General features: G+C 56.4%; 8 protein-coding genes. 5 read left to right on the top strand and 3 right to left on the bottom strand.

The window, feature by feature from the left end; genetic code table 11:
* Positions 1-6: 6 nt before the first annotated feature.
* Positions 7-3,111, top strand: a complete 3,105-nt coding sequence (locus tag LIO64_RS00535; protein ID WP_290547501.1) for an efflux RND transporter permease subunit — start codon at positions 7-9, stop codon at positions 3,109-3,111.
* A gap of 262 nt (positions 3,112-3,373) precedes the next feature.
* On the opposite strand, the gene LIO64_RS00530 is transcribed toward LIO64_RS00535, so the two are convergent.
* Together LIO64_RS00530 and LIO64_RS00525 are read right to left on the bottom strand one after the other, a co-directional pair.
* Positions 3,374-4,045, bottom strand: a complete 672-nt coding sequence (locus tag LIO64_RS00530) for a zinc metallopeptidase (RefSeq protein WP_343230513.1) — start codon at positions 4,043-4,045, stop codon at positions 3,374-3,376.
* A 202-nt stretch (positions 4,046-4,247) separates the two neighbouring features.
* A complete protein-coding gene (locus tag LIO64_RS00525) occupies positions 4,248-4,706 on the bottom strand; it encodes a PepSY-like domain-containing protein (protein ID WP_290547499.1) in 459 nt (152 codons plus the stop codon).
* Positions 4,707-4,846: 140 nt separating this feature from the next.
* On the opposite strand from LIO64_RS00525, the gene cobA reads away from it, so the two are divergent.
* Positions 4,847-6,367, top strand: coding sequence for a uroporphyrinogen-III C-methyltransferase (gene cobA / locus LIO64_RS00520; protein WP_290547498.1), 1,521 nt, complete (start codon positions 4,847-4,849; stop codon positions 6,365-6,367).
* Between the two features lie 74 nt (positions 6,368-6,441).
* Here cobA and LIO64_RS00515 read toward each other — a convergent pair whose 3' ends face one another.
* Positions 6,442-6,876 carry a hypothetical protein gene (locus LIO64_RS00515; RefSeq protein ID WP_290547497.1) on the bottom strand — a complete coding sequence of 145 codons (435 nt, stop codon included), beginning with the start codon at positions 6,874-6,876 and terminating at the stop codon, positions 6,442-6,444.
* Between the two features lie 242 nt (positions 6,877-7,118).
* Here LIO64_RS00515 and topB point away from each other — a divergent pair, with 242 nt between their 5' ends.
* From topB to LIO64_RS00500, 3 genes are all read left to right on the top strand, one after another.
* A complete protein-coding gene (gene topB / locus LIO64_RS00510) occupies positions 7,119-9,752 on the top strand; it encodes a DNA topoisomerase III (protein WP_290547496.1) in 2,634 nt (877 codons plus the stop codon).
* A 326-nt stretch (positions 9,753-10,078) separates the two neighbouring features.
* Positions 10,079-11,257 (top strand): hypothetical protein, encoded by a 1,179-nt coding sequence (locus LIO64_RS00505; protein WP_290547495.1) that lies wholly within the window; start codon positions 10,079-10,081, stop codon positions 11,255-11,257.
* 166 nt (positions 11,258-11,423) lie between these two features.
* Positions 11,424-12,020: a hypothetical protein gene (locus LIO64_RS00500; RefSeq protein ID WP_290547494.1), complete on the top strand. Its 597-nt coding sequence runs from the start codon at positions 11,424-11,426 to the stop codon at positions 12,018-12,020.
* Positions 12,021-12,129 lie beyond the last annotated feature (109 nt).

The following is a 12,129-nucleotide window of genomic DNA, read 5'->3' as shown; positions in this document are numbered from 1 at the left end:
ACCTCCATGCCTGATTTCTTCATACGCCGCCCCATTTTTGCATGGGTAGTCGCCCTCCTGATTTCCCTGATCGGGCTGCTGGCTATTCCCAGCCTGCCCATTGCCCAGTACCCGGACATTGCGCCTCCGGTCATTACCCTCCGCACCACGTATCCGGGAGCTTCCGCCCTGGATACGGAAGAAGCCGTCACGGCCGTTATTGAAAAGGAAATCAACGGCGCGCCCGGCCTGCTGTACATGTCCGCCACCAGCAGTTCCAACGGCATGGTGGAAATTGCCGTCACCTTCAAGCAGGGCACGGACCCGGACATTGCCGCCGTGGAAGTCCAGAACAGGCTGAAAACCGTGGAATCCCGTCTGCCGGAATCCGTACGCAGGGAAGGCGTGTTTGTGGAAAAATCCTCCAACAACATTCAGGCGCTGATTTCCCTTTCCTCCACGGGGAGCCTGAATGATATGGAACTGGGGGAACTGGCTTCCGCCCGCATCATCCCGGAACTGAAACGAGTGAAGGGTGTCGGGCGCGTGGAACTGTTCGGCGCTGAAACGTCCATGCGCATCTGGCCTGATCCGGAAAAGCTGGAAGCCCTGGGACTGACGCCCACGGACATCGTGAATGCCGTGGCCGCCCAGAGCGAGCGCATCATCATTGGCGACATTGGCGGAGCGGCCGTTTCCGAATCCGCCCCCATCAATGCCAGCGTGGTGGCGGAGGAAGCCTTCCGCACGCCCGAGGAATTCGCTTCCATCGCCCTGAGGACGCTTTCAGACGGTTCCTCCGTGAAACTGGGGGACGTGGCGCGGGTGGAGCTTGGTTCCAACAGTTATGCGTTCTTCTCACGCTGCAACGGGCAGACCGCCACCGGCATGGCCATCAAGATGGCTCCGGGGTCCAACGCCGTGGAAACCATGAGGCTGCTCAAGGCCAAGATGGATGAACTGGCCAGGGACTTCCCTGCCGGAGTCTCCTACCAGATCCCGTATGAAACCACTCATTTCGTGGAAATCTCCATCCAGAAGGTCATATCGACCCTGGTGGAAGCCATTCTGCTGGTATTCCTGGTCATGTTTCTGTTCCTTCAGAACTTCCGGGCCACCCTGATTCCCACGCTTGTCGTCCCCGTGGCCCTGCTGGGGACCTTTGCAGTAATGTGGCTTTCCGGGTTTTCCATCAACATGCTCACCATGTTCGCCATGGTGCTCAGCATCGGCATTCTGGTGGATGACGCCATTGTGGTGGTGGAAAACGTGGAACGCATCATGATGGAGGAAGGGCTGGACGCCCGGCGCGCCACGATGAAAGCTATGAAGCAGATCGGAAGCGCCATTGTGGGCATCACCGCCGTTTTGGTGGCGGTTTTCATTCCCATGGCCTTCTTCAGCGGGGCAGTGGGGAACATTTATCGGCAGTTTGCCGTGACGCTCATTGTTTCCATCTCCTTCTCCGCGTTTCTGGCTCTTTCCCTGACTCCGGCGTTGTGCGCCGCCATGCTGAAACCCTCCTCCGTGGAGCACCAGGAGAAAAAAGGGTTCTTCGGATGGTTCAACAGGACGATTCACCGGTCCACGGACCGGTATGGCAGTGCCGTCTCCGGAATCATCCGCCGTCCCGTGCGCTCCCTGTTTCTGTATGCGCTCATCATAGCGGGGGCCGGCTACCTGTACCTCACGCTGCCCACCTCCTTCCTTCCGGAAGAAGACCAGGGCAACTTCATGGCGATGGTTTCTCTCCCGGCCGGAACTCTGCAGGAGGAAACCAGCACCCGGCTGAAGGAGGTGGAGGACTACCTGATGCAGCATGAACCCGTGGAATACGCCTACTCCGTGGGCGGGTTCAGTCTCATGGGTTCCGGCACCAACATGGCGATGCTGTTCGTCGGGTTGAAAAACTGGGAGGAGCGCGCCGCAGGCGGCAACTCCGCCCAGGAAATCATTGACCGCGTCAACGCCCGCTTTGCGGGAGACCATCAGATGATGGTCATGGCGTTGAATATGCCGTCCCTGCCGGAGCTGGGCAGTACGTCCGGATTCGACTTCAGGCTCCAGGACAAGGGAGGCCTGGGATATGACCGTCTGGTGGAAGCCCGGGACGAGCTTCTGGCCCGCGCCAATGCGGACCCCAACCTGATGGGCGTTTACTTCTCCGGCCAGGCGGACACGCCGCGGCTGCACGTTTCCATTGACCGGGAGAAAGCCTTCTCCATGGGAGTGCCCATCACGGAAATCAGCAACTCGCTGGCCGTCATGTTCGGGTCCAGCTACGTAGGGGACTTCATGCATAACAGCCAGGTGCGCCGTATCATCGTGCAGGCGGATGGGAAAAGCCGCCTGAACGGCAATGACATTGAAGACCTGCATGTCCGCAATGACCGGGGGAAGCTCCTGCCCCTGTCTTCCTTCGTCAGGCTGGACTGGACGGCGGGTCCTCCCCAGCTCACGCGCTACAACAATTATCCCTCCTTCACTATCAACGGTTCCTCCGCTCCCGGCAAAAGCAGCGGGGACGCCATGAAAGCCCTGGAACAGATTACCGCCACTCTGCCGCAGGGAGTGGGATTTGAATGGACGGGGCAGTCCTATGAAGAACAGCTGGCCGGTTCCCAGGCCACCCTTCTGTTCGCCCTGTCCATCCTGATCGTCTTCCTGGTGCTGGCGGCCCTGTATGAAAGCTGGTCCATTCCCCTGGCGGTGATTCTGGTGGTGCCTCTGGGCCTTCTCGGAGCCCTGCTGGCCGTTTTCCTGCGCGACATGCCCAATGACATCTACTTCAAGGTGGGCCTGATTACGACGATCGGCCTTTCCGCCAAAAATGCCATTCTGATTGTGGAAGTGGCCAAGGAATTCTACCGGGAAGGCATGGGCGTGATGGAGGCGGCCGTCGCCGCCGCCAAATTGCGGCTCAGGCCTATTCTGATGACTTCCCTGGCATTCGGGGCGGGCGTCGTTCCGCTCGCTCTGGCCCATGGGGCGGCGGCAGGCGCGCAGCGCGCCGTAGGCACGGGGGTGCTGGGCGGCATTATTACGGCTACGCTGCTGGCGATCTTCCTGGTTCCCCTCTTCTTCCGCCTGACGGCCGGAAAGAGGAAACAGGAGCATCCGGAAGAGGCATAAGGCAGGGAGGTTGCCGGGGAGGCGTCTGGAATCGCTGCTGTAGCGTTGGGGGCAAAGGCGCGGGGAGGCGGAAATCCCCGTGGGGCCGTAGCCCGCGCCTGATGCGTTAAAGGACGTTCAAGAAAGGGAGTCCGTAGGCAGGGTCTCCCGTTTTACGCAATGGAGGCGGGAAAAAGGGTAGGCCGCCGCTGCGGAGTTGGAGGCGGCTCCTTTCTCCGTCCCGTCCCGTGTACCTGTCATTTCATGAGGGCCGGACAACGCATCATTGCCTGCCGCGCGCATTCATGAAGATAAACACGTAGTACAGCAGCATGGCGAGGGAGGAAAGCGCACCCACCACGTAGGTCATGGCTGCCCAGAACAGGGCGCTCTTGGCCTTGCCGTGGTCGAAGTAGTTCATCAAGTGGGAACGGTCCAGCCATTTCAAGGCCCTGGCGGAAGCGTCAAACTCCACCGGAAGCGTGATGAAGGCGAAAATGGTGGTCATGGCAAACAGGCCGATGCCCAGCCCCAGCACCCACGGGGAACCGCCCATGGCCAGCAGGATAATGCCGAGAATCAGCACGATGCTCACCAGGTTGGAGGAAAACTGGACGATGGGAACCAGCGCGGACCGCAGCCCCAGCCAGTGGTAGGCCTGGGCGTGCTGCACGGCATGCCCCACTTCATGGGCCGCCACGGCCGCGGCAGCGATGCTGTTGGAATTGTAAACGGACTCGCTCAGATTAACGGTCTTGTTCGCGGGATTGTAGTGGTCCGTCAGGTGGCCGGGCGTGGAAATCACCTTCACGTCCGTAATGTGGTTGTCCTTCAGCATCTGTTCCGCCACTTCCCGCCCGGTCACCGGAATGGGAATCTGGGAATATTCGCTGAAGCGGCTTTTCATCCGTGCGCTGACCAGCCAGCTCAGAAGCATGGAACCCAGCAGAATCATCCAGTAAATAGTATAGGAATGCTGCGGGGCGGTTTCCGCCGTCTGGGTGTAATAGGAAAGGAGGTCGATATTGAATAACTCAATCATTGCAAATTAGACCTTATATCATAAGGCTTTGTTGAATCCAGCAGGCGCCGTGTCAGTCTCCGGAAGATTGGTCCCCGGCTTCTGTCATACGGAAACATGCTGAAGAACGGCAAATTCAATCGTCCGCTTTCCTGGAAAGGAGCTTGCCATCCGGGGCATAGTAAAGTTCCAGTTTACGGATGGCGGCGGACTCGGATCGGCAGTCCACCCGGTACTTCAGGGTGCCCCGGACGGTCATCTGCTTGGCCCGGCGGGGAGCATACCCCGGGAAATTGCGGGCGATAGCCGCCGTAACGGGGGCGGGAAGATTCTGAAGGGAGATGTCCGCCTTGGCCATGCAGATGGTGCCGTCAGGATAAAGCTTTACTTCGTATTCCAGGCCGTTGAGGTGGAATTCCGCCTCGTAGATGTCTTCATCGTTGTCGAAATCCCATTCGATGGCGCCTGCGTTCGGATACTGCTTCTGCACCTGCTCCTTCACGGGGGCTGGAACGCGGGAGGCCGGAATGTCCGCCAGAGCCGGCAGGGTGAATGCGGCGGCAAGAGTGGCTGTAAGGATACGTGAAATATGCATAAGTACGCAATAATTGTATTTATTCAACAAACAAGAAGCTTTTGCGCCTTCCCTGTGACAATTCAGCCATCAATGTAATGAATCCGGGCATGGCGGGGTTTGTTGTCGCCAACAAGAGGGTAATGGAGTTGAATGACAGCATGCAACAGGGTATTGTTTATTTGCTTGGAGCGGGTCCCGGAGACCCCGGCCTGATGACTGTCCGCGGCCGGAAGCTGGTGGAAACAGCGGAAGTGCTGGTATATGATGCGCTGAGTTCCGCGGAAATGCTGAACTGGGCTCCTGCCGCGTGTGAAAGGATTTTTGTAGGCAAGCGGGCTTCCCGCCACGCCCTGCCGCAGGAGGAAATCAATGCCCTGCTGGTCAGGCTGGGCAGTTCCGGTAAAAGGGTGGTGCGCCTGAAAGGGGGCGATCCCTACGTCTTCGGACGCGGCGGAGAGGAAGCGGATGCCTTGCATGAAGCAGGGGTGCCGTTTGAAGTCATTCCGGGCATTACTTCCGCCATTGCGGGGCCGGCCTATGCGGGTATTCCGGTGACGCACCGCAAGCATTGCACGCAGTTTACCGTGTTCACGGGCCATGAGGACGTCAACAAGAAGGAATCTACCCTGGATCTGAAAGGAATTGCGGCAGCGCAGGGCACCAAGGTCATGCTGATGGGGATGCAGAAGCTGGCGGAAGTGTGCGAAGCCCTGATCGGGTACGGCCAGGAGCCGTCCACGCCTGCCGCCGCTGTCCAGTGGGCCACCACGGGCATTCAGAGAACGGTCACGGGCACGGTGAAGACGCTGCCGGCCAAAGTCCGGCAAGCCGGACTGGGCGCACCCGCGGTTGTGGTGATCGGGGATGTGGTGAGGGAACGGGAGCATTTGGACTGGTTTGAAAAATTGCCCCTGTTCGGAAGGCGCATCGTCGTGACACGCACCCGTTCCCAGGCCGGGGAATTGAGTGAGCGTCTGCGCCGACTGGGTGCGGAGGTGTTGGAAATACCCACCATCCGCATTGCTCCCCCCACCAACAGGCGGGAATTTGCAGAAGGCGTGGTGCATGCCCACACGTACGACTGGCTGGTGTTTTCCAGCCCCAACGGGGTGGAACGCTTCTTCCAGGCGTTCTTTGCCGTGTACCAGGACATCCGGAGCATTGGGGGGGCCAGGATTGCCGCTATTGGCCCAGGGACGGAGGCGAAACTCCGGGAATACGGGCTGGCCGTGGATATCATGCCTAAAAAATTTGTGGCGGAAGGGCTTGTCAAGGCATTCAAGGATGCCCGTGAAGAAATCGGCACCATTGAGCACAGCACGTTCCTGTGGGTGCGCGGAGAAGAAGCGCGCCGTGTGATTTACGATGGCCTGACCGCTCTGGGGGCGATTGTGGATGAATGCATTGCCTACAAGACGGAAGCGGAGACGGAAGACGTAACGGGAGCACAGGCCGTTTTCCGGGAGCAGGGGGCGGATATTGTAACGTTCACCAGCTCCTCCACGGCGGAGAACTTCTTCAAGCTGGGGCTTCCGTGGCCGGACGGCTGCAAGGCCGCCAGCATCGGACCCGTGACTACGGCGACCCTCAAGGAGCTGGGCCATGCGCCTGCGATCACGGCGAAAACGCACGACATCAACGGACTGGTGGAAGCCATCGTCAAAGCCTGCGGAAAGTAAAGACCCCAATGAATTTGCCCGGGTTAAGGACTAGATCCGGGCGGATGCAGGACAAACGAGGTTGCGGAACCGGCTTAAAAGCCGTTTACGGCTTCCCAGCTGACTACTTTTCCGTTTTCAAACAGGACATTATAGGAAACGGGAGGGCGGCTGCCCATGGGCATCGTAACGCCGATCCCGGTGCCTATGCCGGCATCCCTGCCGCGGAATCCGCCGCCGCCCAGGCCTACGGACCAGCCCGTGCCGCTGCGCGTGTAAAGCCACCGTTCCGTATTTTTACCGTCCATCCTGCCTACCATCTTCTGTTCCGGTTCTCCCCACGCCAGCAGGACGGCCATGGGGGACATGCCTTTTTCCAGCTCTCCGCGCGCCACTTTCACCTGGTGTTCCTTCGGCAGCTGTTCATAGGCCGGCATGTTCTTGGCGATCCGGTCGGACGGCGTGGGGGAACAGGCTGCCAGCAGCGCAAGGCAGGCGGGAAGCAGGATGGAAGGAAGGCTCGTTTTCATCGTCCCACGAATAGCACGGCGGAATGCGGCTGGCAAGGAGGCAACGCGGCTTTTCCGCAAAATGGAGGACGGGAAATTCATTATTCTGACATAAAAAGGGCGCTTTTCCCGTAAATACATAATTGGTTATTGACAGGCATGGGGGGTAGGGGAGTAGGAATTCACTTCCAAATGCAACGCGCCGCCAATGCGGGCTGTGCTGCCTCCACTGTTTACCACTTTTATTTTTCCGAGCCGCCCATATGTCCAAAACGTTAATTATAGCAGAAAAGCCGAGCGTCGCCACTGATTTGGCGAGGGTTCTCGGCAAGGAGCTTGGAAAATTCACCCGGGACAAGTCCGGGGCGTTTTACCAGAATGACCGTGCCATCATCACGTCTGCCGTGGGTCATCTGCTGGAACAGAAAAAACCCATGACGGAAGGCGGCAAATCGCTGCCCTGGAAATTCGATTACCTGCCCGTCATTCCCAAGGCTTTTGAACTGGAACCCATCAAGCAGTCGGAAGACCGTTTGAAAAAAGTGCTTCAGCTTGCCAGGAGCAAAGAGGTCACGGAAATCGTCAACGCATGTGATGCCGGCCGCGAAGGGGAGCTGATTTTCCACAACCTGGTGCGTTACGGAAAGTGGAACAAGCCTGCCCGCCGCCTCTGGATGCAGTCCATGACGGATGAGGCTATCCTGAACGCCTGGCACAGCATGCGCAGCGAGGCTGACATGAAGCCCCTGACGAATGCCGCCGTCTGCCGTTCTGAATCAGACTGGCTGATTGGCCTGAACAGCACCCGCGCGCTGACCATTCTCCAATCCCGCGGCGGTTTCAACGTCACCCCCGCCGGCCGCGTCCAGACGCCCACGCTGGCCATTCTGACGCAGAGGGAACTGGAAATCCAGGCGTTTGAACCCGTGCCCTATTCTGAGGTATGGGCGGAATTCGACGTGCAGTCCGGTTCCTACTCCGGCCGCTGGATTGACCGGGACTGGAAAAAGAATGACGACCCCCAGTCCCGGGCGGAACGCATCTGGGACGCCGGACTAGCGACTGTCATCCGTGACCGCTGCCGCGGCAAATCCGGAACCGTGACCGAGGAAAAGAAGCCCGTCACTACGATCGCCCCGCTGCTGTACGACCTGACCTCCCTCCAGAGGGAAGCCGCCAACCGCTACGGTTTTTCCGCCAAGCGCACGCTTCAGCTGGCCCAGGAATGCTATGAAAAGCACAAGGTGCTTACGTACCCCCGTACGGACTCCCGCTACCTGCCGGAAGACTATCTGGGCAAGGTGTACGGCATCGTGGGAACGGTGGCGGAGCAGAATCCCGAATTCGCCCCTTTTGCCAAGGACATCCTGGACAACAAGCGCATCAAGCCCAACCGGCGCGTGTTCGACACTAAAAAGGTGAGCGACCACTTTGCCATCATTCCGACCGGGAAGATGGAAAAACTGACCGGGGACGCCCAGAAACTCTTTGAAATGGTCATGGCCCGCTTCCTGGCCGTCTTTTTCCCTGCCGCCGTTTTTGAAGATACGCGCAGAACGACGCTCATTGCCCACCAGGACGGCGTAACGGACGCCTTCCTGACCACGGGCCGCGTGCTGGTGGAACCGGGCTGGCAGGCCGTCTACGGACGCAAGGCGGGCAGCTCCGGCAAGGAAGAGCTGGTGCCTGTCCGGGACGGGGAAGAAGCCGCCGTACGCGAAATCGAGATCCGCAACGCCATGACCAAGCCTCCGGCCCGCTACAATGAAGCCACGCTACTGGCCGCCATGGAAGGCGCTGGAAAGCTGGTGCATGACGAGGAGCTGGCCGCTGCCATGAGCGAACGTGGCCTGGGAACGCCCGCTACCCGCGCCTCCATCATTGAAGGACTGATTTCCCAGGAATACATTGTCCGGGACGGACGCGACCTTCTGGCGACGCGCCGTGGGATTGAGCTGATCGCCCTGCTGGAACGCATCGGCCTGAAGACGCTCACTTCCCCCAGCCTGACCGGGGAATGGGAATACAAGCTCAAGCAGATGGAACAGGCCTCCCTGGGCCGAGATTCCTTTATGGACGGCATCAAGAATCTGACCGGGGAAATCGTGAAGAGAGTGAAAGACTTCCGGGAAGCCCAGCAGCAGGTGGAACTGCCGGAAATGGAACTGGACTGCCCGTCCTGCCATGCCCACGGCCTGAAGAACACGCTGGACGCCGTTTCCTGCCGTTCCTGCAAGTTCAGCATCCGCAAGGTCATTTCCGGCCGCGACATGACGGATGAAGAGCTGAAAACCCTCATTGTGGACGGTAAAACGGGAATCCTCCAGGGATTTACGTCGCGCTTCGGCAAACCCTTTGAAGCGGGGCTGGAACTCAATGACAAATTCCGCGCTACGCTCTACTTCCCGGCACGGGAGGAAGATGAAGCCGCAGGGGCGGAAGAAGCCGTGAAAGTAGCCACCGTGACCATTCCGGACATGGGGGAACACGAGGTGATGGAGACGGCCAAGGCCTGGAAAGTGCCTTCCCTGACGATGGGGAAGGAAAACGCCACCGTATCCGTTTCCCGGACTATTCTGGGGCGTGAAATCCCTCTGGACCAGGTATTGAAAATTCTGGCGGAAGGCAAATCAGACCTGATGAAGGGCTTCATTTCCCAGCGCACCAAGCGTCCGTTTGACGCTTATCTGGTCTTCAATGCGAAGACGGGCAAAATCGGCTTTGAATTCCCGCCGAGGGAAAAGAAATATCCTGCCAAAAAAACAGCCGCCAAGGCGGATGACAAGGAAAAGGCTCCGGCTCCCAAAACGGCCAGGACGTCCAAAGCTGCCGGGAAAAGCGCGGTAAAAAGCGTTAAAACGACAGAGGCGGTTCCTAAAAAGAGGAAAAAGCAATAACTGCAATCCGCGGGTTTTCTCCGGATGCGCGGTCAGGGCGCATGAGGCCGCTGATTGGCGGAATGATAAGGGGCGGGAGCCCCTCACTCCCAGGCAAGCCAAATTCAGCTTCCTCTGCTTCTTCCAATTCCTCCCGGTTTGTCACGGTCTCTCACCTGGGAAAAAGGCCTCCCGGCCCTTTTCAACCTCCCATTGCTTCCAGATGGCGTGTGATGAGAACATGGTTCCCTTTCTTGTTCCGGGTTCCCGGTGCAGCAGCGGGCAATTAAAAGCTTTTATCTGGCCAGCACTGTTGTTAGGGTGGCAGTTGTAACCCTGTGCCTCTAATGATGAAACTTTTCTTGATTGCCATACTGATTTGGTGCGGCGCGGTTTGCGTTCCGGCTGATGAAAATGTCTTTCCGGGAGAACGGGAATGGATTTCCAAGCTTGGAGACGTGGTGACGGGCAGTTTTCAATCGTGTACGGGAACTAAATTAGCGATTAAAACGGGACGCAAACGTGTGGAAATTCCTCTGACCCATCTGGATGAAGAAGATGCGGCGCTGGTGCGTTCCCTGACGGGAACGACGGCGCGACGGGATCTCAAGCTGGCGGCGATGCTCTGGCCTTTCCTGATGAAAGAGCTGGAAAAGGTGACATGGACGCCGGTGGAAAAGGACATCTCCCCTAAATATAATGAAGCGGCCCGGAAAAACCCTACTAAGACCTTTACGGGAACCAGGAAAATAGACGGCCTGGTTTATACAACTTCTCTTTCCGCCATCCAGGGGCCTCCGTTCCGTATCCAGGAATATTGCCGTCCGCAGAACCGTCCGGAAAGCATGAGAGGACAAAAAAACTTCACCATGGTTCTGGAGGAGGGGACCATTTACGCTTACTATGATACGAAGACCGGGTTGCTGGCTCCTTCAAAACGTATGCCTGAGGAACGGATAGAGATGCGCGGGCCCGTTTCCTCGCTGCTTCCCCCAGGTGAGAAAATCGCGGCAAGGGAGATAAAATCCTATAGCAACATAGACTATTCCCTGTCCATGGAAAGCCGTCCCGTCAAGGGCGCTTATGAAGCGTGCAGACCCAATTCTCTGGGAAAGAAGAAGTTGACCATGTACTGGAATACGGAGGGCAAAATGGTGTGCGGCATCCTGAGGCTGGAATATGACAATATGCTTTTGAGTGCCCTGTTTGACGATCAGCGGAAGCTGATGAACGCCCCCGGCCTGGGATATGCCGTCATTCTTTCCCGTCTGGATAAGAAAGGCAGGGACCCCAAAGGACAGGATGGCCATTACTATCATGTAGCGCTGGCTGCTGACGGATTACCCGTATACCACTATGAAGGGGTGGAAGACGAAGCCGGCCTCGATCCCCTGCGTTACGGAAAACTCCGTGATTCCGAAAAGAAGGCGGCCCTGGCAAAGGAAAAGGAACGCGAACAGGAGCTCCGCGCCAAACAGGAAGCCCGGCAGCGCCTGGTGGAATCCGCCAGGAAGCGGTCAAGCTAGTTTACAATAATCTTCTTGTCAAAAGAAAGAAACTATAATAACAAGAAGCAAATGAAAGTCAAAATCATTCAACTTAAAACATAACAGGTATTTTTCATGTTTATATATTTTTGTTAAACGTATGAGCAACAGCTTAAGAATGAAAAAATCAAGGTAAAATAAAACAATGACAATGAAAAAAATATTTATTTCCCCACTAGTATTTTGTTCGTTTTTTGTGTTGAATCATCACTCAGCTGCCGAGGAAGCTGGGAACGATAAAAAAGTTGAAACATCTAGCGTTGAAAAAAATAGTCCTGTTGTTCTTAAAGGAATAACTAAATACTATCGCGTTAAATGGGAACAACAGGAATATATAAGAAAGCACTACGAAAACTATCATCTTGTGATGAGACTTGTTTCTCTCCCGAAAGACAAGAATGGCTCTTTTATTCAATCATTTGTTTTAAAAGATGATGATGGAAAAAGTGTTCAAGTAGATTTTGATGCTACTGATGCCTATAAGGCGCGCGGTAAGAAAGGCAATGAAGAACTCGAAGACCTGGTAAAGAACATAGAAAAAGACAGGAAACCATTAACGGCAGAAGAGCAGAAGAATTTAAATGCAATAAATAATGCGGCTAACAAGATAGCATTGGAAGAAGTTAAAAAATTAGGGAAAAATCCAAAAGAATTAACTAAGGAAGAATGGGAGAGGATAGATAAAATAGTTCAAGAAGTTGTAAAAAAAGAATCGGATAAGAGTTCTAATTTATCTAAATAAGGAACTAAAATTCTTCCTTTTGACAATTAAACTAAAGAGGCAGCCTCAATAATAAGAGAGGCTGCCTCTTTAGTTTAAGACATGGAAATAGAAGCAAAAGAGATGAGAA

Source organism: Akkermansia sp. (assembly GCF_020860705.1).
Classification (GTDB): domain Bacteria; phylum Verrucomicrobiota; class Verrucomicrobiia; order Verrucomicrobiales; family Akkermansiaceae; genus Akkermansia.
The sequence above is the reverse complement of the archived record's forward strand: the minus strand, read 5'-3'. Positions and strand labels throughout refer to the sequence as shown.

Coding starts and splice junctions, on each gene's coding strand:
- topB (WP_290547496.1), top strand. CDS start 7,119: ATGTCCAAAACGTTAATTATAGCAGAAAAGCCGAGCGTCGCCACTGAT.
- LIO64_RS00525 (WP_290547499.1), bottom strand. CDS start 4,706: ATGCATATTTCACGTATCCTTACAGCCACTCTTGCCGCCGCATTCACC.
- LIO64_RS00505 (WP_290547495.1), top strand. CDS start 10,079: ATGATGAAACTTTTCTTGATTGCCATACTGATTTGGTGCGGCGCGGTT.
- cobA (WP_290547498.1), top strand. CDS start 4,847: ATGCAACAGGGTATTGTTTATTTGCTTGGAGCGGGTCCCGGAGACCCC.
- LIO64_RS00515 (WP_290547497.1), bottom strand. CDS start 6,876: ATGAAAACGAGCCTTCCTTCCATCCTGCTTCCCGCCTGCCTTGCGCTG.
- LIO64_RS00500 (WP_290547494.1), top strand. CDS start 11,424: ATGACAATGAAAAAAATATTTATTTCCCCACTAGTATTTTGTTCGTTT.
- LIO64_RS00535 (WP_290547501.1), top strand. CDS start 7: ATGCCTGATTTCTTCATACGCCGCCCCATTTTTGCATGGGTAGTCGCC.
- LIO64_RS00530 (WP_343230513.1), bottom strand. CDS start 4,045: ATGATTCTGCTGGGTTCCATGCTTCTGAGCTGGCTGGTCAGCGCACGG.